The organism is Rhizobium sp. BR 249, assembly GCF_047445895.1.
Classification (GTDB): domain Bacteria; phylum Pseudomonadota; class Alphaproteobacteria; order Rhizobiales; family Rhizobiaceae; genus Rhizobium.
In genome coordinates, this window is record NZ_JARWKX010000037.1 from 1 (window position 1) to 20656 (window position 20656).

23 protein-coding genes and 2 tRNA genes are annotated in these 20656 nt (G+C 61.3%); 18 read left to right on the forward strand and 7 right to left on the reverse strand.

Annotation, left to right across the window (positions count from 1 at the left end):
* Positions 1-252: 252 nt before the first annotated feature.
* Positions 253-327: transfer RNA gene (locus QD408_RS25150), tRNA-Thr, on the reverse strand.
* A 155-nt stretch (positions 328-482) separates the two neighbouring features.
* Between QD408_RS25150 and QD408_RS25155 the strand changes: the two genes are divergently transcribed.
* The 10 genes from QD408_RS25155 to QD408_RS25200 all read left to right on the forward strand — a co-directional run bounded on the left by QD408_RS25155 (position 483) and on the right by QD408_RS25200 (position 6438).
* Positions 483-677: a hypothetical protein gene (locus QD408_RS25155; protein ID WP_088680375.1), complete on the forward strand. Its 195-nt coding sequence runs from the start codon at positions 483-485 to the stop codon at positions 675-677.
* Between the two features lie 106 nt (positions 678-783).
* Positions 784-2076, forward strand: a complete 1293-nt coding sequence (gene murA / locus QD408_RS25160) for a UDP-N-acetylglucosamine 1-carboxyvinyltransferase (protein ID WP_088680376.1) — start codon at positions 784-786, stop codon at positions 2074-2076.
* A gap of 96 nt (positions 2077-2172) precedes the next feature.
* Positions 2173-2604 (forward strand): DUF2948 family protein, encoded by a 432-nt coding sequence (locus QD408_RS25165; protein WP_088680377.1) that lies wholly within the window; start codon positions 2173-2175, stop codon positions 2602-2604.
* 57 nt (positions 2605-2661) lie between these two features.
* A complete protein-coding gene (gene hisD, locus QD408_RS25170; RefSeq protein WP_414141171.1) occupies positions 2662-3960 on the forward strand; it encodes a histidinol dehydrogenase in 1299 nt (432 codons plus the stop codon).
* A gap of 4 nt (positions 3961-3964) precedes the next feature.
* The gene (locus QD408_RS25175) at positions 3965-4438 is read left to right on the forward strand and encodes a UPF0262 family protein (protein ID WP_414141172.1); all 474 of its coding nucleotides are present in this window, start codon (positions 3965-3967) and stop codon (positions 4436-4438) included.
* The gene (locus QD408_RS25180) at positions 4435-4920 is read left to right on the forward strand and encodes a low molecular weight phosphatase family protein (RefSeq protein WP_414141173.1); all 486 of its coding nucleotides are present in this window, start codon (positions 4435-4437) and stop codon (positions 4918-4920) included. The genes QD408_RS25175 and QD408_RS25180 overlap by 4 nt, the downstream gene beginning before the upstream one ends.
* A 123-nt stretch (positions 4921-5043) precedes the next feature.
* Positions 5044-5262: a translation initiation factor IF-1 gene (gene infA / locus QD408_RS25185; protein WP_003545338.1), complete on the forward strand. Its 219-nt coding sequence runs from the start codon at positions 5044-5046 to the stop codon at positions 5260-5262.
* A gap of 55 nt (positions 5263-5317) precedes the next feature.
* Positions 5318-5938 (forward strand): Maf-like protein, encoded by a 621-nt coding sequence (locus QD408_RS25190; protein ID WP_064693731.1) that lies wholly within the window; start codon positions 5318-5320, stop codon positions 5936-5938.
* 32 nt (positions 5939-5970) lie between these two features.
* Positions 5971-6183 carry a DNA gyrase inhibitor YacG gene (gene yacG / locus QD408_RS25195; protein WP_088680381.1) on the forward strand — a complete coding sequence of 71 codons (213 nt, stop codon included), beginning with the start codon at positions 5971-5973 and terminating at the stop codon, positions 6181-6183.
* A gap of 179 nt (positions 6184-6362) precedes the next feature.
* Positions 6363-6438 (forward strand) — tRNA-Phe (locus QD408_RS25200).
* A gap of 44 nt (positions 6439-6482) precedes the next feature.
* Here QD408_RS25200 and QD408_RS25205 read toward each other — a convergent pair.
* Positions 6483-7526, reverse strand: coding sequence for a saccharopine dehydrogenase family protein (locus QD408_RS25205; RefSeq protein ID WP_414141174.1), 1044 nt, complete (start codon positions 7524-7526; stop codon positions 6483-6485).
* A gap of 102 nt (positions 7527-7628) precedes the next feature.
* Between QD408_RS25205 and QD408_RS25210 the strand changes: the two genes are divergently transcribed.
* From QD408_RS25210 to QD408_RS25220, 3 genes are all read left to right on the forward strand, one after another.
* Positions 7629-8225, forward strand: a complete 597-nt coding sequence (locus QD408_RS25210) for a TetR/AcrR family transcriptional regulator (protein ID WP_088680811.1) — start codon at positions 7629-7631, stop codon at positions 8223-8225.
* 144 nt (positions 8226-8369) lie between these two features.
* Entirely contained in the window at positions 8370-9392 is a 1023-nt protein-coding gene (locus tag QD408_RS25215) for a methyltransferase (protein ID WP_414141175.1), read from the forward strand.
* Between the two features lie 312 nt (positions 9393-9704).
* A complete protein-coding gene (locus tag QD408_RS25220; protein WP_088680384.1) occupies positions 9705-11822 on the forward strand; it encodes a carboxy terminal-processing peptidase in 2118 nt (705 codons plus the stop codon).
* A 150-nt stretch (positions 11823-11972) separates the two neighbouring features.
* On the opposite strand, the gene QD408_RS25225 is transcribed toward QD408_RS25220, so the two are convergent.
* The 4 genes from QD408_RS25225 to QD408_RS25240 all read right to left on the reverse strand — a co-directional run bounded on the left by QD408_RS25225 (position 11973) and on the right by QD408_RS25240 (position 14842).
* Positions 11973-12320, reverse strand: a complete 348-nt coding sequence (locus QD408_RS25225) for a hypothetical protein (protein WP_414141176.1) — start codon at positions 12318-12320, stop codon at positions 11973-11975.
* A 43-nt stretch (positions 12321-12363) separates the two neighbouring features.
* The gene (locus QD408_RS25230) at positions 12364-12996 is read right to left on the reverse strand and encodes a helix-turn-helix domain-containing protein (protein ID WP_414141177.1); all 633 of its coding nucleotides are present in this window, start codon (positions 12994-12996) and stop codon (positions 12364-12366) included.
* A 78-nt stretch (positions 12997-13074) separates the two neighbouring features.
* Positions 13075-13746: a response regulator transcription factor gene (locus tag QD408_RS25235; protein ID WP_088680386.1), complete on the reverse strand. Its 672-nt coding sequence runs from the start codon at positions 13744-13746 to the stop codon at positions 13075-13077.
* The gene (locus QD408_RS25240) at positions 13712-14842 is read right to left on the reverse strand and encodes a sensor histidine kinase (RefSeq protein WP_414141178.1); all 1131 of its coding nucleotides are present in this window, start codon (positions 14840-14842) and stop codon (positions 13712-13714) included. Before QD408_RS25240 ends, QD408_RS25235 begins: the two co-directional genes overlap by 35 nt.
* A gap of 355 nt (positions 14843-15197) precedes the next feature.
* On the opposite strand from QD408_RS25240, the gene QD408_RS25245 reads away from it, so the two are divergent.
* From QD408_RS25245 to arcC, 5 genes are all read left to right on the forward strand, one after another.
* Positions 15198-15548 carry a hypothetical protein gene (locus tag QD408_RS25245; RefSeq protein ID WP_414141179.1) on the forward strand — a complete coding sequence of 117 codons (351 nt, stop codon included), beginning with the start codon at positions 15198-15200 and terminating at the stop codon, positions 15546-15548.
* Positions 15549-15596: 48 nt separating this feature from the next.
* Positions 15597-15929, forward strand: coding sequence for a hypothetical protein (locus tag QD408_RS25250; RefSeq protein WP_414141180.1), 333 nt, complete (start codon positions 15597-15599; stop codon positions 15927-15929).
* 147 nt (positions 15930-16076) lie between these two features.
* Positions 16077-17306: an arginine deiminase gene (arcA, locus tag QD408_RS25255; RefSeq protein WP_088680388.1), complete on the forward strand. Its 1230-nt coding sequence runs from the start codon at positions 16077-16079 to the stop codon at positions 17304-17306.
* A gap of 37 nt (positions 17307-17343) precedes the next feature.
* Positions 17344-18348 (forward strand): ornithine carbamoyltransferase, encoded by a 1005-nt coding sequence (locus tag QD408_RS25260; RefSeq protein WP_088680389.1) that lies wholly within the window; start codon positions 17344-17346, stop codon positions 18346-18348.
* A gap of 1 nt (position 18349) precedes the next feature.
* Positions 18350-19285 carry a carbamate kinase gene (arcC, locus tag QD408_RS25265; RefSeq protein ID WP_088680390.1) on the forward strand — a complete coding sequence of 312 codons (936 nt, stop codon included), beginning with the start codon at positions 18350-18352 and terminating at the stop codon, positions 19283-19285.
* 14 nt (positions 19286-19299) lie between these two features.
* Here arcC and QD408_RS25270 read toward each other — a convergent pair whose 3' ends face one another.
* Positions 19300-20655, reverse strand: a complete 1356-nt coding sequence (locus QD408_RS25270; RefSeq protein WP_088680391.1) for an amino acid permease — start codon at positions 20653-20655, stop codon at positions 19300-19302.
* Between the last annotated feature and the right edge of the window lies 1 nt (position 20656).

Below are 20656 nucleotides of genomic sequence, written 5' to 3' on the forward strand. Positions count from 1 at the left end.
CTTGTCGTCCCTGCCTTGCATACGAACCAGGTTGTTCCAGCAACCATTCGGGCCACGATGAGGAGCCGATCGCGATCCTGCTTCTCCCCAACCCTAAAGGTTCTGGTGGCTGCGATCCGACAATCGGCGCGCCTTTGGCCGGGCGGCCGCCCGGCCAAAGGCAGTCACCTTATACAACATCTCTTATGCAAGGTGGCGGCAGCCGGATGAGGGGCAGCCGGGCGCGCGAGAAATGATGTCCGGAAAGAAAACTGGTGCTGCCGAGTGGGATTGAACCACCGACCTCACCCTTACCAAGGGTGTGCTCTACCACTGAGCTACGGCAGCAGGACCAGATCCGCGTGGAGCCGGGCGGCTCAATTGCGGGAACGGGGCGGCTATTGCCACAGCTTGACGACAAGCGCAAGCCGCAAATTCCAACTTCGCGTGGATTGAGAGGCAAGGGCCTTTTGGATCGGCGCGAATTCGGCTAATCCTGGTGCATGAACGAAAAGACCGAAACCGGCCAGAAGAGCCGCAAAGAGGCCCTCGAGGCGCAGGCGAAACTGCGCCGCGAGCGCGCCGCCGAAAAGCTCCGGGAAAATCTGGGGCGGCGCAAACAGCAGGTGCGCGCCCGCCGTTCCGGCCAGGCCGACGAGACAAATGGGCTGCCCGCCGCAAAAATGGACGAATCGTAATGTTCCGTCCGTCGCGAATTGAAGCGTCTCAAGAAATCCCCTAAACACTCCACTCCTTCTTTCAAGGCAGAACTTTCAGAAAGGCGGGCGCGGCCCGTAAGCGCACATGGATCGTATCAGAATTGTCGGCGGTAATGAGCTGAATGGCATCATCCCGATTTCCGGCGCCAAGAATGCCGCACTGCCGCTGATGATCGCCTCGCTTCTGACCAGCGATACGCTGACGCTCGAAAACGTGCCGCATCTGGCCGATGTCGAGCTGCTGATGCGCATCCTCGGCAATCACGGCGTCGACGTCGCCGTCAACGGCCGCCGTGAGCGTCAGGAGGATTCCTACGCCCGTACGATCCATTTCACCTGCCGCACCATCGTCGATACCACGGCTTCCTATGAACTCGTTTCGAAGATGCGCGCCTCCTTCTGGGTCATCGGGCCGCTGCTCGCGCGCGAAGGCCATTGCCGCGTGTCGCTGCCGGGCGGCTGCGCCATCGGCACGCGTCCGGTCGATCTCTTCATCGAAGGCCTGACGGCGCTCGGCGCGAGCATGGAGATCGAGGCCGGTTATATCAACGCCAAGGCGCCCGCCGGCGGCCTGATCGGCGCGCGCTACACCTTCCCGAAGGTTTCCGTTGGCGCCACCCATGTGATGATGATGGCCGCGACGCTTGCCCGCGGCACGACCGTCATCGGCAACGCCGCCCGCGAGCCCGAGGTCGTCGACCTCGCCAACTGCCTGAATGCCATGGGCGCCAAGATATCGGGCGCGGGGACTGCGACCATCACCATCGAAGGCGTCACCTCGCTCTCCGGCGCCCGCCACCGCGTCCTGCCGGACCGCATCGAGACCGGCACCTACGCGATGGCCGTCGCCATGGCCGGCGGCGACGTCGTGCTCGAAAATACCGATGTGGCGCTGCTCGAAACGGCGCTGGAAACGCTGCGCCGCGCCGGCGCGGACATCTCCGCGACCAATAACGGCATGCGCATCAAGCGCAACGGCGCCGGCATCAAGCCGGTCGATATCGTCACCGATCCCTTCCCCGGCTTTCCCACCGATCTGCAGGCGCAGTTCATGGCGCTGATGACCCGCTCCTCCGGCATTTCGCATGTCACCGAGACCATCTTCGAAAACCGTTTCATGCACGTGCAGGAGCTTGCCCGCCTCGGCGCCAGGATCTCGCTCTCCGGCCAGACGGCGAAGATCGAGGGTGTCCAGCGCCTGCGCGGTGCCCCCGTCATGGCGACCGATCTGCGCGCCTCCGTTTCGCTCGTCATCGCCGGCCTTGCCGCCGAGGGCGAAACCACCGTCTCGCGCGTCTACCACCTCGACCGCGGTTTCGAGCGGCTTGAGGAGAAGCTGACCCGCTGCGGCGCCGTCGTCGAGCGCATCAGCGAGTAAAGCGGCCTTCATCCCGGTTGCGTAATTGATCGCAGCATCTTATTTCCCTTGTCTGACGCATCGCCATTTCGGCGGTGCCTGCTGGGACGAGGCCGAATGACCGACCTGAAGCTTGTTGCGCTCGATGACGAGGACCTCGCGATCATTTCCGCGCATGTGCAGGACAGTGTCTTCAAGGTCGGCGATATCGACTGGTCGCCGCGTGACGCGCAGTTCGCCCTTGCCGCCAATCGTTTCGTCTGGGAAGGTGCCGAGCGCAAGCGCAAGGGTTTCGAGCGCCGCCGGGCTGCCTTGGTCTTCAAGCGCGTGCTTGCCGTCCGTTCGCTCGGCATCGATCGCGGCAAGCGCGACGAGGTGCTGTCGCTGCTTGCGTTGCGCTTCGAAAAGAAGGGCGAGGGGCCTGACGGTACGATCGAGCTGTCGCTGTCGGGCACGGCCTCGATCGCGCTCGATGTCGAATGCATCGAGGTCCAGATGGCCGATATCGGCGGCGCCTGGGCGGCGACGTCGAAGCCTCGCCATCCCTGAAATACTGGCGCCTGAAGTTTGAACATCGCGATTTCGAGTTGAGAAGGAATATCGGTCTTGGCAATCTGGCTGGATCACGCATCGGAAGGTTTCGAGCAGCATTTTGCCGCCTTTCTGACGACGAAGCGCGAAGTTTCCGAAGACGTGAATACCGTCGTGCGCGCCATCATCGATGATGTCAGGGCGCGGGGCGATGTGGCGCTCGCCGAATATTCTCTGAAATTCGACGGCATCGACTTCGCAAAAGTCCCGATGCGCGTCACGCCGGAAGAGTTCGACGCGGCGATCGATGCGGTGCCTGCCGAAGTGCTGGGCGCGCTGAAGCTTGCGGCGCTTCGCATCGAATCCCACCATCGCCGGCAATTGCCGAAGGACGATATATACGAGGACGACATGGGCGTCGGCCTCGGCTCGCGCTGGACGGCGATCGAGGCCGTCGGCCTCTATGTTCCCGGCGGCACCGCGAGTTATCCGAGCTCGGTGCTGATGAATGCGGTGCCGGCCAAGGTCGCCGGCGTCGAGCGCATCGTCATCGCCGTTCCCGCCACCGGCGGCGCCGTCAATCCGGCGGTTCTGGCTGCCGCCAAACTCGTGGGTGTGACCGAGATCTATCGTGTCGGCGGCGCCCAGGCGATCGCGGCTCTTGCTTATGGCACCGAGACGATCGCGCCGGTCGCCAAGATCACCGGCCCCGGCAATGCCTATGTCGCCGCCGCCAAGCGCCACGTCTTCGGCACGGTCGGCATCGACATGATCGCCGGCCCCTCCGAAGTGCTCGTCATCGCCGACAAGGACAACAATCCCGATTGGATCGCCGCCGACCTCCTGGCCCAGGCCGAGCACGATGTCAGCGCCCAGGCGATCCTCATCACCGACGATGCCGAATTCGGCAAGGCGGTGGAACAGGCGGTCGAACGCCAGTTGAAGACGCTCAATCGCGCCGAGACGGCCGCGACGAGCTGGCGCGATTTCGGCGCGGTCATCCTCGTTTCCGATTTGAAACAGGCCGTCCCGCTGGCAAACCGCATTGCCGCCGAACATCTGGAGCTTGCGGTCGCCGATCCGGACCGGTTGCTCGAAGGCATCCGCAATGCCGGCGCGATTTTCATCGGCGCTCATACGCCCGAAGTGATCGGCGATTATGTCGGCGGTTCGAACCACGTGCTGCCGACGGCGCGCTCGGCGCGCTTCTCGTCGGGCCTGTCAGTGCTCGATTTCGTCAAGCGCACCTCGATCCTGCGCCTCGGCCCGCAGCAACTGCGGGACCTCGGCCCGGCGGCGATCGCGCTGGCCGTCTCCGAAGGCCTCGATGCCCATGCGCGGTCGGTTGCGATCCGCCTCAACCTCGAAAGGTGAGGGCATGGCGAAGGGCGATTTCCGGCTTTGCGACGTCGTCCTGGACGATACGATCGGCCGTTCGACGCCGGATGTCGAGCATGAACGCGCCGTCGCCATCTTCGACCTGATCGAGGAGAACAGCTTTACGCCGCTCGGCCATGCCGGCGGACCCTACCGGCTGAACATCTCGCTGGTCGATTCGAAGCTGGTCTTCGCCATCACCACGGAAGAGGGCGGCGCGGTCGCCACCCATATCCTGTCGCTGACGCCCTTCCGGCGCATCGTCAAGGACTACTTCATGATCTGCGAGAGCTATTACGAAGCGATCCGTTCGGCCACGCCGAGCCGCATCGAGGCGATCGACATGGGCCGGCGCGGCATCCACAATGAAGGTTCGCAGACGCTGAAGGACAGGCTGGCCGGCAAGATCGAGGTTGATTTCGACACCGCCCGGCGGCTTTTCACGCTGGTCTGCGTGCTCTACTGGCGCGGATGACGACAATGGAGCTCGCCGCCGACATTGAGGACGGAAAACGGCCGGGCGCCATCCTCTTCATGTGCGGGATGAACGCCATCCGTTCGCCGATGGCCGAGGTGATCGCCCGTAGCATTCTGCCGGCCAACACCTATATACGTTCCGCCGGTGTTCGCGCCGGCGAGCGCGATCCCTTCGTGGATGTCGTGCTCGATGAGATCGGGCTTTCCCTCGGGCGCCGCCTGCCGCAGACGCTGGAAGAACTCGAGGACGATTATTTCGATCTGATCATCACGCTTTCGCCGCAGGCCCATCACGCGGCGCTCGAGCTGACGCGGTCGAATGCGATCGACGTCGTCTACTGGCCGACCATGGATCCGACGGTCGTCACCGGAACGCGCGAGCAGATTCTGGAGAGTTACCGCGAGGTCCGCAATCATCTGATAGGCCTCATCGAAAGCCGGCTGCTCAAAAGGAAAGGCATTGCCGCGCAATCGGCATGAAAACAAATGAAGGAAAGCCCGATCAACAAGGTTCACAAACCTCTGTTGATTGTGTAGTTTCCGCCCAAATTTTAAAGGCGCGCGTTGCGCTGCCTATTCAACCCACAGGAAGAAAACCACTATATGCCTAAAGAAGAAGTCCTCGAATTCCCGGGTATCGTTACCGAACTTCTGCCGAACGCGACGTTCCGCGTGAAGCTTGAAAACGAGCACGAGATCATCGCCCACACCGCCGGCCGCATGCGCAAGAACCGCATCCGCGTCCTTGCCGGCGACAAGGTCCTTGTCGAAATGACGCCCTATGACCTGACCAAGGGCCGCATCACCTACCGTTTCAAATAGGCTTGTCCAAGGTCCCGCAGGGGGTTTTCTCCCGTCTGCCGATGGTCGAGGTTCCATGGCGCTGAAATACAAGCTCATTCTGGCCTCAGGCTCGCCCCGTCGCGTCGATCTGCTCAATCAGGCCGGCATCGAGCCCTCGCGCCTGATGCCGATGGATATCGACGAGACGCCGAAGAAGTCGGAGCATCCGCGCTCGCTTGCGCGCCGGCTTTCGGCCGAGAAGGCCGAAGCGGCGCTTGCCGCCATCAAGGGCGATATCACCTGGAAGGGCAGCTATATCCTGTCCGCCGATACGGTGGTCGCCGTCGGCCGGCGCATTCTCGGCAAGGCCGAGTTCGCCGACGAGGCCTTGAGTTCGCTGCATCTCCTGTCGGGACGCAACCATCTCGTCTATACCGGCGTTTGCCTGGTGACGCCCGATCGCAAGATTCGCCAGAAGATCGTCGAGACCAAGGTGCGCTTCAAGCGGCTTTCCGGCTTCGAGATCGAGAATTACCTCGCCTCGGGTCAGTGGCGCGGCAAGGCGGGCGCCTACGGCATCCAGGGCCTCGCCGGCACTTTCGTGCAGAAGATGGTGGGCTCCTACACCAATGTCGTCGGCCTGCCGCTTTATGAAACCATTCTGCTTCTGACCGGCGAAGGCTTCGATGTGCATAGCCGGTGGCCCGAAGGCTGAGCCCGACGGCCGATTCCATAGGACGGACCGATATGCCTGAAGACAAGAAAGCAGCCGCCAAGGTCGAACCGCTGCGCAAGACGCGCCCATGCCCCGAATGCGGCAAACCCTCCAGCCGCGAACATTACCCCTTCTGCTCCAACCGCTGCCGCGAGGTCGATCTCTCCCGCTGGCTGACCGGCTCCTATGCCATCCCGGTGGCCGACGACGAGACGAAGGCCGATTATCCGGACGAGGAAAACTAGATATTCCGCCGGCGAAGCTCTTATTTTTCCTCATGAATCCGCAAAACTGGCAAGACCGTCAAAAAAGAGTCATTTGACGCTTGCCATGGCCGAACAAGATGCTATAACCCCGCTCGCTTCCGGGGCGAACCAAGGCCCCGCGGTTCTTTTTCTGAAAGACACCATAAAGAAGCAGGTTAGCCCAGGTAGCTCAGTTGGTAGAGCAGCGGATTGAAAATCCGCGTGTCACTGGTTCGATTCCGGTCCTGGGCACCATTCAGTCTCCTGACTTTCCTGGAATCCAGCGTATCCAGTTACATTTAGATTTCTGCGCTCTCGACCGACAGGTGCGGGGCGAGTGCTTGCAGGAAGCTCGCGGCATTGAAAATCGCAGCCGGCGGCTTTGCACCGGTATCACGGATGTCGCTTGACAGAATACGCTGGACCGCTTCGCAGATGATGGGCGCCGTGACGGCGTAGATGTCCTGGCCCTGTGCCACGATCCGGCGGCGCATTTCGCCTTGCGTGACGATTACCTCCACGGCGAAGCGCTGCGCCGAACGGCCGGTTTCATCGACGGCCTGCGGCGTGGGTGTTGACGGATCGCGAACATCCCGCAGGGCTGTCGTGCTGAGAAAGGTGTGGAGCTCCCTAGTCCGGACATGGCGGGCGATCAGCGGCACTTCTGAAAAGGGAAGCTCGACGAATGTCTGCCGGCCGAACGGAGCCGGCAAGATGAATGCCCTCTCGGCCGGCGGCTGATGCACCGGCTCCAACTGGCCGCCACTGACGGCGAGGCGCCGAGCGGTGTTCTTTTCGCCGGTCACGCGCGTGCCTTTTGTGGGAAGCCAGCTATCGAGCGCAACGCGGATTTCGATGGTGTCGGCATGATCCCACTCATCCATGGCGGCGGCGACCAGCAGGTCGGCCAGTCCGCCGTAAAATCCCATCGCCGGGATGACGGCCACGCCCGCTTTTCCGGCCGCAGCCTCGTGACGGTCCAACGTCGCCTGCACGCTCGGCTGCTCGGCCGTCACGTCGAGATAATGAATGCCTGCCCGCAACGCGGCACGCACCACCGCGTCGGCCGTGTCCATGAACGGCCCGGCGCAGTTGATGACCGCCGCCGCCCCCGCGAGCGCCCCGTCCAGAGCGGCGTCATCCTCTACCGCAGCTTCACGGCATTCGACGCCGCGTTCCGGAAAGCCCGCCTCCGCCAGCCGCTTGGCACTCCGTCCAATCGCGATAGGCTTGAGCCCGCGCCGCAAGAGTTCGGCAACGACAAAACGTCCGGTATGGCCGTTTGCGCCCAGAACCGCTACGGCCCGAGATGTCGTGGTGTCAACTGCTTCATCAATGGTCATTGTTTTTCTCCGATACAGACCTGTCTGTAGCTAATAAAACATACAGGTCTGTAGCGTGTCAATCGGCTTTCTGTTATGGTGGCGGAATTCGGAGATATCGATATGCCAAAAAATACAGCCAACGCCCCTGCCACCGGCACCAACGAGGTCCGCGACAGGATTCTCGAAACGGCATCGGAACTCTTCTATCGGCGCGGGGTGCGTGCCGTCGGCGTCGATCTCGTGGTGGAAAAATCCGGTGTTGCCAAGACCAGCCTCTACCGCCATTTCGGCACCAAGGACGATCTGATCGCGGCCTTCCTCAAGCGTGAGGACCTGGATTTCTGGAGTACCTGGGACCGGGTGACGGAGCAGTATCCGGACGATGCATTGGCCGAACTCGACGCTCATTTCGAGTGGATCGGCGAAAGGGTCGGGCGGGAAAACTACCGTGGCTGCCCGCAAATCAACACTGCGGCCGAGTTCCCCGAAGCCGATCATCCCGCGCGCAAGGTCGCAGAGACCCACATGTGTGAGATGAGGCGGCGCCTGAGGATCATAGCCGAGAGGCTGGCGGTTGCCGCACCTGACCGGCTCGCCGGCCAACTCGCGGTGCTGATCAATGGCGCATTTGTCAGCATGCAGCTTTTTGAACCCGGCGAGGCAACCGGTTTGCTCCGCGATGCCGCCCATGCGATGATCGCCGCCAGCAGCAGCTAGTTAGATTTGTTTGCCTAGCAGGACAGCTCCACCATCACGCATCCGATAGGGTTAGCGCGGTAAGTATTGTAGATCACGCGAATATACGCATAATTTTGCGGCTGGCGCTGCCGGGCAAGATCGTCGAGCGTTCTGGAGAGTCCCATGGAAACATTCGTCGAGGACGCCCATGCTGGCGTCGTGTCGCCTGAACTCGTGGTCGATGCGCTTTTTGCATGCCGAAAGACGGCGGCGATGAGGGCGGCCATCGAGCTCGATCTCTTTACGTATGTCGGCGAGGGCAAAACGGCAGCATTGTTGGCGTCGGCGACGGGTGCCTCGGAGCGTGGGGTGCGCATCCTGTGCGACTACCTCGTGGTGCATGGTTTCCTGACAAAGGAGAGCGGACAGTACCGAATGACGCCCTCGACCAGGATGTTCCTCGATCGCAATTCGCCGGCCTATATGGGCTCTGCCGTCGAGTTCGTCGCCGCGCCTGAAATGTTGGATAATTTTCTGCGTGATCCGGCCGCCGTCGTGCGGAACGGCGGCTCGGCCGGGCTTGCGAACATGTCGGCAGACAACCCAGTCTGGTTGAAGTTTGCGCGCGGCATGGGCTCCTTTACCGGTCTCAGTGCCAGGATATTGGCTGGCGAAATCTCCGGTTGGTCGAAGCCTCTGAAAAAGGTTTTGGACATCGCTTCAGGCCCCGGTGTTTTCGGGATCGAAATTGCGAAGGCCTTTCCATCGGCGGAGATCGTCGCCGTCGACTGGGCCGCCGTGCTGGAGCTGTCGCGGCAGAATGCGGAAAAGGCCGGCGTGGCTGACCGGTATCGGACGATTGCCGGCAGCGCCTTCGATGTGGAGTGGGGCATGGGTTACGATCTCGTCCTGCTTCCGAATTTTCTGCATCATTTCGATTTGCCGACCTGTGCCCAGCTGTTGCGAAAGGTTATCGCAAGTCTTGCAGAGGGTGGTCGGATCGTCGCGGTCGACTTCGTGCCGAACGAAGATGGCGTGTCGCCGCCTTTTCCTGCGGCGTTCTCCTGGGAGATGCTCGCCAGCACCCCCGCGGGCCAGGCCTATACGCAAAGTGAGCTGACTGAGATGGCAAAACAGGCCGGCCTTGCCGGTGTCACGATCAAACCGATGCCGCCAACTCCGGCAAGCCTCATTCTTTTTGAATAGCCGGTCGTCCACCACCTGACACGCATCCTGGTGGTTATTCTGGGAGCGCCTATCCTGTTCCGGCTGATGCGCCGCGCGCGGCCGTCCGATTGATCGTCCAGCAGCCGAAACAATCACCGCACTTGCTTGACGCGGCGGTGTCTGATCTCATGAGGCTGCATGGTCGCAGGTTCGTGATCCATCGAGGCTGGCGATCTACAGATGAGAAGGGAAAGAATTGGCATAGATGATCCATCTGCTTGCCAAAAAACCATAATTGTCTCACCTAGTCTTCCATCGACAAATCGGCACTATCAATTGGATCGACACTGAATGCGCATAGCCTACGTTTTTCTCGGTGCATTTCTTGCAATTGCACAGACTGCCTATGCTGAGGTTGCGGCACCGCCTGTTTTGGCGCCGCTGAAGCGACAGGCGCAAGCCGCTGAGTTGAGCGCACAATTTCTCTCGCGATATAGCTACAAGCCCGTTCCGCTCGACGACGCCCTGTCGGGCAGGATCATGGATCAGTTCATCAAATCGCTCGATCCGGACCGCATGCTCTTTCTGCAGGCCGATATCGACAAGTTCATGTCCGACCGCAGCGAGATCGACGATGCCGTCGAGCGGCAGGACTTGAAGATCCCGTTTGCAATTTTCAACGCCTATGACCGGCGTGTCGTCGACCGCATGAACTACGCACGCGGCCTGCTCAAGCAGGGCTTCGATTTCAGTGTGCAGGAAGACTATTCCGTGCTGCGCGATAAGGCGCCGTGGCCGCAGTCGGAAGCCGAGAGCAACGAGCTTTGGCGCAAGCGCGTCAAAAGCGACTGGTTGCGGCTGAAGCTCGGCGGCAGAGACGACGCGGCTATCCGCGAAACGCTCGACAAACGTTACGAAAACACCCTCGAGCGTGCTTACAAGTTCAAAAGCGACGACGTCTTCCAATCGTTCATGGACGCTTATGCAACGTCGATCGATCCGCACACCGACTATTTCGGCGCGGCCGCTTCGGCCGATTTCAACGTTTCGATGAAGCTTTCGCTCTTCGGCATCGGCGCGGTGCTGCAGGAGCGCGACGACTACACGACGATCCGCGAACTCGTGCCCGGTGGGCCGGCGCAGCTGTCCGGCAAGCTTGCGGTCGGAGACCGCATTACCGGCGTTGGCCAAGGCAAGGATGGGCCGATCAAGGAGGTGGTGGGCACACGCCTCGATGAAGTCGTGCAGATGATCCGCGGGAAAAAGGGCTCCGTCGTGCGCCTGGACATCCTGCCGGCCGATGCCGGAGCAGATGCCACCCATCGCGTCGTCAACCTGGTGCGCGATAAGATCAGCCTCGACAAGCAGGCTGCCAGAAAGACCGTGCTTTCGGTGAAGGCGGGCGACGCGACGCGCAAAATCGGCGTGATCACCCTGCCGGTCTTCTATGAGGATTTTGAAGCCAAGGGCAACGGAGACAAGGACTACAAGAGTGCGAGCCGCGATGTCGCCAAGCTTCTCGGCGAACTGAAGGACGAAAAGGTCGACAGCGTTCTCATCGACCTTCGCAACAATGGCGGCGGTTCGCTGGACGAGGCGATCGATCTGACCGGTCTCTTCATCGGCAATGGCCCGGTCGTCCAGCAGCGTGGCAGCGGCGGCAAGATCGAGGTCAAGAGCGCCGATTTTGCAGCGCCTGTCTGGACAGGCCCGATGGCTGTCCTGATCAATCGCGGGTCGGCTTCGGCTTCGGAGATTTTTGCCGCGGCAATCCAGGATTACGGTCGCGGAGTGATCGTCGGCGAACCCAGTTTCGGCAAGGGTACGGTTCAAACCGTCGTCGATCTTGACCAGATGGTTCACAACAGCAAAGCCGAATACGGCGAGCTGAAAGTAACGATTGCCCAGTTTTTCCGGGTCAACGGCGGGACGACGCAGCTGCATGGCGTCACGCCCGATATCAGCCTGCCGGGACTTTCCGATCCAACGAGCTTTGGCGAGACCAGCTACGACAATGCCCTGCCTTGGGCGCAGATCAAGCCCGCGAAATATGCTCCGGCCGATACCGTCGCGAAGCTGTTGCCGGCATTGCAAAGCCGCCATGATGCCAGGGTTGCAAAGGATCCGGATTTCCAGCGCCTGCTGGAAGACATCGCCGACCTGAAGGCGCAGCGCGAGAAAGGGACCATCTCCCTGAACGAAGCCGAACGTCGCAAGGAGGCGACTGCTCGCGAGAACCGGTTCAAGGCTCGAGCGCAGGCAAGCGAGGGCGAAGATCCCGGTGAAGATGATGGTCTGGAGGCAGGCGAGCGCAGCCTGAGTGCCGATATTGCCCTCGAGAATGCCCGCAAGAAGGCAAAGGACGTGCTGCTGGACGAAGCCGCCGCCATTCTCGCCGACGAGACGGACATGCAGCAAAGCGGGCTTGAGGCAGCCACGAAACAATCGGGAAACACGGTCGGAAAATAGTCATACCGACCGGAGCGATCGTATGGGCAGCTTTGCCATCATATCCTTCGCGGCGGCCTGAAGAGGCCCCGGCTCGAGCCGGGGCCTCAGATCCTGTCAGCGACTTCATTTCGTCTTGGCGACCTTTGACATCTATTAGCGCTATTACACCTAGCGTTTCAGATCGTAAGCTTGGTGGGATGCGCGAAGTTCCGCCAAGGTCTTGCCGACGCAGGTGCCTCCGCCTTCATCGCCGATTGCCTTCGCCTTGCCGTCGAGGGTGATCGTGCCGGCGATCCGTTCGGATGCCTGATAGGTTGCCGTGCCATCCTGTGAGATGCGCGACAAGTAGAAGGTGTGGTAAGTTTCATTGTGCTTGCACTGGATGACCAGGGGAAATTGCTTGAACGGATCGTCCTGCGCCTGAACGGCGGCGAGTGGAAAGGTCGCTAGCGACAGCAGGCCCGCAACGCATGTTGTGATCGCCGCGTTCGATCTTTGACGGGACAGATATCTCATTGTTCAACCCCTCCTTGCACGATCGCTTTTCAATCCGTGGCCGCTAAATGGTGAGCGCGATGAGTGCATCGCGGTCCAGAAGGCGAACGACGCGCTGCAGCTTGCCGTTCAGGCAAAGGACGCCTTTTTCGCGGAGTTTCGTGAAGCAGCGGGCAACGGTCTCGACGGTAAGTCCGAGATAGTCGGCGACATCGCTGCGCGACATCATCATGTCGAATTCCGGATCGTCCGGATGGCGGTCGGCCATTTCGCAAACGAAGGCCGCGACCCGCTTCAGCGCGCTTTGCTCGGTGATGACGAGCTGCTTGTGCTGCGCCTTTGCGAGGTTGGTCAGCGCGATGTGAAGAAGGTCGACAGGAACGACCGCGTTCTGGTTGGTCCGAAAAGGCCTGATGGACGCCTCGCAGACGGCTTCCGCAAAGTCGGTCCGGACATTGCCGGTCTCAAGGCCGAACCATTCGCCCTTGCCGCAAAATGACAGGATGTATCGCTGTCCGTTGGCCATCAGACGATAAATCCGCACCGCCCCCGTTTCGACCTGATAGATCGCAAATGCATGTTCGCCTTCGCTGTAGATCGTCTCATTGGCCTTGAGCTTGATCGACTGATCCCTGGGTGTCCCGTAGCGGCGGCCGGGAACCGCCGTGTGCTTTACGATCGCGTGGTGTTGAAGCATATGCGTCGCCCCCCAATCCGCCTCGCAACATAACCAATCGCTGCCTGCCCCGGTATTCGAGAAACCCCTTAAGTATCGCTACGGAAGCCGAGCAGGCATCGAACTGCCGGCGGGTAGGGCCTTGGCGGTTTCAACCGGCTGCACTGCCGTATCGAGGGTGATCGCCATCCGCATGAGTTCCGCCAGATTGCGTGCGCCCATCTTCGCCATCACATTGGCGCGGTGAACTTCGACCGTGCGCGCGCTGATGCCCAGCTGATAGGCGATCATCTTGTTCTGCAAGCCATCCAGTACGCCGGCCAGAACCTGGTGTTCGCGCTCCGTCAGCTGGCGAAGCCGTGCTGCAACGCTTTCGGAATCGGCGATGGTCCCGCCTGGGCGCCGCTGCCCCACCGCCGCATTGATCGCCGCGATCAGCGCCTCTTCTCTGACGGGCTTTTCGAGGAAATCGGATGCGCCTGCCTTCATTGCCTGAACGGCGGCGGCAACATCGCCCTGGCCGGTAATGACGATCGCCGGAACGTTCAGTCTGAAACGGCGCAGGCGCTGGAGCAATTCGATGCCGTCGACCTCGGGCATGCGCAGGTCCGTCACCAGGCAGCTTCGTCCCGAAAGCGGCAACAGGTCCAGGAAGGCTTTGGCGCAGCTATGGGCGCGAACGGCGAAACCTGCCGACACCAACAGAAACGTCAAAGATCGCCTGGGCGACTCCTCGTCATCGACGAGATGGATCGTAAGGTCGTTCGCCATTGGTCGTGGTCTCCACCAGCGGAAGCGAAAACGAAAGGATCGAACCGCTTTCCATTCCATTGCGCGCGCTTATGCGCCCCCCATGCGCCTCGATGATGCGCTTGGACAGTGCCAGGCCCATGCCGAGGCCGTGCGGTTTGCTGGTCACGAAGGGGCGAAACAGCGCCTCTTCGATGTCGACCGCAATTCCGCAGCCATTGTCGGATACGTCGACGATGAGACGGGAGAGATCGTCGGTTCGGGTGCAGATGGTGATATGCGGCTGCGCGACGCCGTCGGTAGCCTCTACGGCGTTGCGAACGAGGTTCGTCAGCACCTGCACGATCTGGACGCGGTCGGCAAGCACGACGTCCCGCTCCGCTTCGAGCTGGAAATCGGCACAAAGGCCTTTTCGCTGCGATCCGGCGAGCGCGAAGGCCGTCGCCTCATGGATCAGCGCGTGCATCGCCTCTATTTTTCTCTCATCGGCGCCGCGTTTGGCGAATTCCTTGATGTTCTGGACGATCTGTCCAGCCCATAAGGCATGGTGGGTAATTTCCGACAAGGCTTCACTGAGTTCTTCGCCGTGGCGGTGACGATCCTTCATCAAGAGCCGCCCGCAGCCTTGCGAGTACGCGGCGATCGACGACAGCGGCTGGGAAAGTTCGTGAGCGAGCGTCGACGTCATTTCCCCGAGCGCAACTATTCTCGCGAAGCGGGCAAGCTCACGCTGAAGCTCTTGCACATGCTGCAAGGTCTCGCGTTCGGTACGGAAGTCCTCGAAGATCACCACAGAGAAGTCTCCTTCGTCGTCCTTCTCTCTGATGATCGTCAGGGCGGTCGGAAACTGCACGCCGCTCCTGGTGATCGCCGCACCGGCCCGCACCGCTCCCCGGTCCGCCCAGCGTCCCTTCAACTGAACATTCGGCGTCGGATGCCAGACGAAGTCGATACCCTGGCCGAGCAATTCGTCTTCCTGATAACCGAACAATGCCACCGCAGCCCTGTTGCAGGCGGAAATCCGGTGGCGGTCGGTGATGAAGAACACGGCGTCCGGAAGGTGTTGGTAGAATTGCCGGATCCAGCCCATCCGCGGTCCGACATCCCCCTCGCGCATCCGAGTTTCCGTGAACGAGGTTCGTCCCACGACGTCTGAGGCAACGCGATCACATTCGGCAACATGCGGCGCCTCCATCTTGATGGACACGATGGTTTCCTCCGCCCTTTGAGACAAAATCAGCCCCTCGACGGGCTTTGCCTCTCACAAGACCTGAGATTATCACCTTTGGAAGTTGGGTCCGTGTAGTATCGCGTAGTCTCTATTGGTATCCCCTTCCCAATCGGCAGGTCGGAAGGCCCGGCTTTCCAGGGTTTTGGCTCGACTCCCCCATTGATCCGGCTCAATGCCGCAGCCTCATTCTTCCGCTACTCTGCAAGGCAATGGGCATACGGCCATTTGAGGGAGCAGGAAGATGAAAAAGATTGCCCTTGCCATTCTTATCGCGACCGCGGCATCGGTTGCGGCGCCTGTCGACGCCCAGCAGACCCGCAAGGAATACCGGCGCATGAACTGGGCCGAAAACCTGCCGGAGCACATCAAAAACTATCACGACAAACGGTTTTCGATCGTCAGTTTTCGAACCGCGGTTGAGGTCGGCGCAATGCCGAGGCCGGGCAGCGAAGAACATGTGAAGGAAATCCGGACGGCTATCCGTTCCAACACATGGCTCGTTCAGCAATTGAAGGCCAAGAAGCTGACGCCCAACCAAATCGAATGGGTGACGCGCGCCCGTAACGGCAACCTGACCTTCTATATTGAATGAGCTGTTGCTGGACCCACAGGATCTCACTTCTATCGGAAGGGCGGGACAATGATGTCGTTGCGCCGCCGTACGCAAAGCGCCGGCTGGAAAAGCGATGCCGGACGAGCGATCGGCCTGCCTGAGAACAGCTCCGCACCCGGTCGACGCTCGCGCATCGTCGGGGAGGGTTCGGTGATGTGGCGGTTGGTCGTCGAAGCACCGTTCGAGGAGGATATCGAACTCGCCGTCATCGACGGCGAAGGTGTCCATGCGCTGGTTTTTCCCTGCCAACGCTTGGCCGGTGGATGGGCCAATGCCCTGACGGGTGAGATGCTGGACGTTCACCCCACCCACTGGCGGTCCTGGCGGATACGGCGAAACAACGGGTCGGATCTCCACTGAGCCAGGCATGTTCCGGGTGCCGGGCGGTAAATGCTGCGCCGCACCTTGTCTGCAATCAATGACATGAGCGGAGCGCCCACAATAATCTGACGCTGTTCAAGGAGCCGGCGGCGCGACCGCTATCGCTATGGCTGGAAGGAGGACCGCATGCGTGGTTTCGGTGTTCATTCTGAGGTCGGAAAACTGAGAACCGTCATGGTCTGCGGACCATCCCTGGCTCATCAGCGCCTGACGCCTGCAAACTGCCATGATCTGCTTTTTGACGATGTCCTCTGGGTGCACGAGGCCCAGAAGGATCATTATGATTTCGTCCTGAAGATGCAGGAGAGAGGGGTCGAGGTTCTCGAACTCCACGACCTGCTCGGCGAGACGCTTTCCAACCAGCAGGCGCGCGATTTCATCCTGGATCGGCGCATCACTCCGAACGTGCTCGGCTCGCAGGTCGCCGAGGCGATGCGGCCATGGCTCGACGAAATGCCGGCGACACAGCTCGCCGCCTTCATGATCGGCGGCATCGCGATCTCCGACCTGCCCGACGTCAGGGCGAAGGCCCTGATGCTGAGCGCCTTGCCGGAAAGCGATTTCGTCATCCCGCCGATCCCGAACACGCTGTTCCAGCGCGACCCTTCCTGCTGGATTTATAACGGCGTGACCTGCAATCCGATGTTCTGGCCGGCAAGACGCGCCGAGACGCTGATCCAGCGCGCCATCTACAAGTTTCATCCGATCTTCCAGGGCGGCAATTTCCAGATCTGGTGGGGTGATTCAGACGATCAGTTCGCCAACGCCTCGATGGAAGGCGGCGACGTCATGCCGATCGGCAACGGCACGGTGCTGATCGGTATGGGCGAGCGCACCACCTATCAGGCCGTCGGCCAGGTGGCGCAGGCCCTGTTCAGAAGCAAGGCGGCAAAGCGGGTGATCGGCTGCCTGATGCCGAAGAGCCGCGCGGCCATGCACCTCGATACCGTCTTCAGCTTCTGCGACCGTGACGTCGTCACGCTGTTTGCCGAAGTGGTCGATCAGATCCGCTGCTACAGCATGCATCCGAAGGATGACGACGGCACGTTTGAGATCCATCCCGAAAACCGGCCGATGCTCGATGTCGTCGCCGAAGCGCTCGGTCTGCCGAAGCTGCGCACGGTCGAGACCGGCGGCAATTCCTATCAGGCCGAACGCGAACAATGGGACGACGGCAATAATGTCGTGGCGCTCGAGCCGGGCGTCGTCGTCGCCTACGACCGCAACACCTACACCAATACGCTGCTGCGCAAGGCGGGCGTCGAGGTCATCACCATTCGCGGCTCCGAACTCGGACGCGGCCGTGGTGGCGGGCATTGCATGACATGCCCCATCTGGCGCGACCCTGCTTACTGACGTTTCCACCCACGAACCGGACCGACGGAGCAAGACCATGAGTTTCAATCTGCGCAATCGCTCGCTTCTGACCGTGCAGGACTATACGCCGCGGGAATTCCGCTATCTCCTCGATCTCGCCCGGGACCTGAAGCGGGCCAAATATGCCCGCACAGAGCAGGAGCACCTGAAAGGCAAAGAAATCTGCCTGATCTTCGAGAAAACCTCGACGCGGACGAGATGCGCCTTCGAGGTCGCCTGCTCGGACCAGGGCGCCAACGTCACCTATCTCGATCCGTCGGGATCGCAGATCGGCCACAAGGAATCCTTCAAGGATACGGCGCGGGTGCTGGGACGCATGTATGATGCGATCGAATATCGCGGTTCGGCGCAGCACGGCGTCGAAACACTGGCGCGTTATGCCGGGGTGCCCGTCTATAACGGCCTGACGGATGAATATCATCCGACCCAGATGATCGCCGACGTCATGACCATGCGCGAGCACAGCGACAAGCCGATCGCCCAGATCAAATATGCCTATGTCGGCGACACCCGTTCGAACATGGGGCATTCGCTGCTGATCGTCGGCTGCCTGCTCGGCATGGATGTGCGCATCTGCGGCCCGAGATCGCTGTGGCCTTCGGAAGAATATATGAAGATCGCCAAGGATTTGCAGCAGGCCTCGGGCGCGCGGCTCTTGGTCAGCGAAGATCCGAGAGAGGCGGTCAAGGACGTCGACTTCATCCACACTGACGTCTGGGTCTCGATGGGTGAGCCGAAGGATGTCTGGCGCGAGCGCATCAAGCTGCTTACGCCCTATCAGGTCAACCAGGATCTGATGAAGGCGACCGGCAATCCGCAGACCAAGTTCATGCATTGCCTGCCGGCATTCCACGATACCGAAACCACGCTCGGTAAGCAGATCGCCGAAGATTACGGCATGGCGAACGGCCTCGAAGTGACCAACGACGTCTTCGAGTCCGAGGCCAACGTCGCCTTCGAGCAGGCGGAAAATCGCCTGCACACGATCAAGGCCCTACTGGTCGCGACCTTGGGAGATTGATATGCGTGTGGTCATAGCGCTTGGCGGCAATGCGCTTCTCCGGCGCGGGGAAGCGATGACTGCCGATACCCAGAGGCGGAATGCGCGCACTGCCGCCAAGGCGATCGCGCCCCTGGCGGCCGAACATGAGATCGTCGTCACCCACGGCAACGGTCCGCAAGTCGGCCTGCTTGCGCTCCAGGGAGCCGCCTATAAACCCGAGGAGGCCTATCCGCTCGATGTTCTCGGCGCCGAGACCGAAGGCATGATCGGCTATATGCTGGAGCAGGAGCTCGGCAATCTCCTGCCCTTCGAGCAGCCCTTGGCGACGCTTCTCACCATGGTGGAAGTCGATGCCGAAGATCCCGGCTTCGAAAATCCCACCAAATTCGTCGGCCCGGTCTACGACCAGGCCGAGGCGGACCGGATTCGCACGGAAAAGGGCTGGGTGTTCAAGCAGGACGGCGAAAAGTGGCGGCGCGTCGTCGCCTCGCCGGCGCCGAAGCGCATCTTCGAGATTCGGCCCGTCCGCTGGCTGCTGGAACAGCGCACCATCGTCATTTGCGCCGGCGGCGGCGGTATCCCGACCATGTACGAGAAGGGCGCCGACCGGAAGCTGATCGGCGTCGAAGCCGTGATCGACAAGGACCTGTGCTCGGAACTGCTGGCGCGAGAACTCCTTGCGGATCTCCTCATCATGGCGACGGATGCCGAGGCTGTCTGCATCGATTGGGGCAAGCCGTCTCAAAAGGCGATCCACCGTGCTCGTCCCGACGATCTCGACCAGTTTTCCTTCCCGGCCGGCTCGATGGGGCCGAAGGTGGACGCTGCCTGCCATTTTGCACGGGCAAACGGCAAGACGGCCGCAATCGGTTCCCTTGCCGATATTGCCGGGATGGTGCGCGGCGAACGCGGGACGATCATCGATGAACGTTTTGACGGCTTGAGCTGGCACTGATTTCCAAGGCAAATCTATCCTGAGACGGCCGGGTGCGTTGCTGCGCCCGCAGCCGTTTCTTTGTCAGTCGTCTCAGCCGCGTTTCGCCTTTGCCAGACATAGACGGGGATGCCGAGCATCAACAGGACGAGGCCGTAGAGCACCGGCTCGGCGCCGGAGCCGTAAAGGGTAAAGATTGCAAAGACGAAAGCGATCAGCTCGATTGCGCTGACCCGTGGCATTCGGCCATGCGTTGCGCCGGCAACGAGAGTTCCGGCAAGCGCACAGAAGGCGTAGGGAACGACGGCGGCCATCGTGCTCAGTCCCACCATCAGCCGATAGACGGCGGCAAAGCCTTCGGAGCCGAGAGCCTGGACGAGCACGAGGAGCGTTGCGAAGAAGGCTGAGATGATCATGCCCCAAGCCGGTACGCCACGCGCGGAAAGCCGTGCAAAAAGCGGCGGAAACAGCCCGTCGCGGGCCGCTGCCATCGGAACCTGCCCCATCAGCAGGGTCCAGCCGTTGAGCGCGCCGATAGAGGAAACCAGGACGGCAATCGAGATCGCCAGTTCACCGGGTCGCCCCCACATGATCCCTGCAGCCTGGGAGAACGGCGCGACCGAGTGAATGAGCTGTTCACGCGGCACGAGGCCCATGACGACAATGGTGCCGAGCACGTAAAGAGCTGCGGCAATCGAGATCCCAAGGACCGTCGAGCGCGGAATGGTCCGCTCCGCATTCTCGACATCGCCCGCGGGCACAGTCGCCGATTCCAGCCCCAGATAGGCAAACATGGTGAGCGGCGCCAGCGTTGCAAACGACTGCAGCAGCGGTTGGCCGCTCGGGTTGAAATCGGAGAAATGCGACGTGTCGATATAGAGCAGGCCGATGATGGCAACGGCGCCGAAGGGAAGCAGCTTGGCATAGGTCGTGACCTGGGCGAAGACGCCCGCCGCGTGAACGCCGCGAAGATTGACGAGCACGATCGCCCAGATGACGCCGAGCGTCAGCACGGTCGCGGCGAAGCGATTGCCGAGGGCGGGGAAGAGATCGACCATCACGCCGGCAAAGGCAATCGCGATGACGGGCAGGGATGTCCAGATGGAAATCCAGTAGCCCCAGGCGATGAGGAAGCCGGCGAAATCGCCATAGGCGAGCCTCGTATAGGCATAGGGGCCGCCCACGGCGGGCACGAGGCTCGCCAGGCGCGCGAAGGTCAGGCCGAGACAGATCGCGCCGGCGCCCATGACGATCCAGACGATGATCGCAAGATTGCCATAGGGCGCGACCGCGGCCGGCGAAAGATAAAAGCCCGATCCCACCATATTTCCGACCACGATGGCGGTGCAGGCGGCAAGTCCGAGGCTCTTGCCATTGGGCGACGTTGTCATG

Bases quoted from the DNA above. Each gene is read 5' to 3' on its own strand.
- QD408_RS25245 (WP_414141179.1), top strand. From the start codon at position 15,198: ATGAAAAAGATTGCCCTTGCCATTCTTATCGCGACCGCGGCATCGGTT.
- QD408_RS25155 (WP_088680375.1), top strand. From the start codon at position 483: ATGAACGAAAAGACCGAAACCGGCCAGAAGAGCCGCAAAGAGGCCCTC.
- QD408_RS25205 (WP_414141174.1), bottom strand. From the start codon at position 7,526: ATGACCATTGATGAAGCAGTTGACACCACGACATCTCGGGCCGTAGCG.
- QD408_RS25240 (WP_414141178.1), bottom strand. From the start codon at position 14,842: ATGCGCGAGGGGGATGTCGGACCGCGGATGGGCTGGATCCGGCAATTC.
- QD408_RS25165 (WP_088680377.1), top strand. From the start codon at position 2,173: ATGACCGACCTGAAGCTTGTTGCGCTCGATGACGAGGACCTCGCGATC.
- QD408_RS25215 (WP_414141175.1), top strand. From the start codon at position 8,370: ATGGAAACATTCGTCGAGGACGCCCATGCTGGCGTCGTGTCGCCTGAA.
- QD408_RS25225 (WP_414141176.1), bottom strand. From the start codon at position 12,320: ATGAGATATCTGTCCCGTCAAAGATCGAACGCGGCGATCACAACATGC.
- arcC (WP_088680390.1), top strand. From the start codon at position 18,350: ATGCGTGTGGTCATAGCGCTTGGCGGCAATGCGCTTCTCCGGCGCGGG.
- QD408_RS25250 (WP_414141180.1), top strand. From the start codon at position 15,597: ATGATGTCGTTGCGCCGCCGTACGCAAAGCGCCGGCTGGAAAAGCGAT.
- QD408_RS25210 (WP_088680811.1), top strand. From the start codon at position 7,629: ATGCCAAAAAATACAGCCAACGCCCCTGCCACCGGCACCAACGAGGTC.
- QD408_RS25260 (WP_088680389.1), top strand. From the start codon at position 17,344: ATGAGTTTCAATCTGCGCAATCGCTCGCTTCTGACCGTGCAGGACTAT.
- QD408_RS25180 (WP_414141173.1), top strand. From the start codon at position 4,435: ATGACGACAATGGAGCTCGCCGCCGACATTGAGGACGGAAAACGGCCG.
- QD408_RS25175 (WP_414141172.1), top strand. From the start codon at position 3,965: ATGGCGAAGGGCGATTTCCGGCTTTGCGACGTCGTCCTGGACGATACG.
- murA (WP_088680376.1), top strand. From the start codon at position 784: ATGGATCGTATCAGAATTGTCGGCGGTAATGAGCTGAATGGCATCATC.
- yacG (WP_088680381.1), top strand. From the start codon at position 5,971: ATGCCTGAAGACAAGAAAGCAGCCGCCAAGGTCGAACCGCTGCGCAAG.
- QD408_RS25220 (WP_088680384.1), top strand. From the start codon at position 9,705: ATGCGCATAGCCTACGTTTTTCTCGGTGCATTTCTTGCAATTGCACAG.
- infA (WP_003545338.1), top strand. From the start codon at position 5,044: ATGCCTAAAGAAGAAGTCCTCGAATTCCCGGGTATCGTTACCGAACTT.
- QD408_RS25230 (WP_414141177.1), bottom strand. From the start codon at position 12,996: ATGCTTCAACACCACGCGATCGTAAAGCACACGGCGGTTCCCGGCCGC.
- QD408_RS25270 (WP_088680391.1), bottom strand. From the start codon at position 20,655: ATGACAACGTCGCCCAATGGCAAGAGCCTCGGACTTGCCGCCTGCACC.
- arcA (WP_088680388.1), top strand. From the start codon at position 16,077: ATGCGTGGTTTCGGTGTTCATTCTGAGGTCGGAAAACTGAGAACCGTC.
- QD408_RS25190 (WP_064693731.1), top strand. From the start codon at position 5,318: ATGGCGCTGAAATACAAGCTCATTCTGGCCTCAGGCTCGCCCCGTCGC.
- QD408_RS25235 (WP_088680386.1), bottom strand. From the start codon at position 13,746: ATGGCGAACGACCTTACGATCCATCTCGTCGATGACGAGGAGTCGCCC.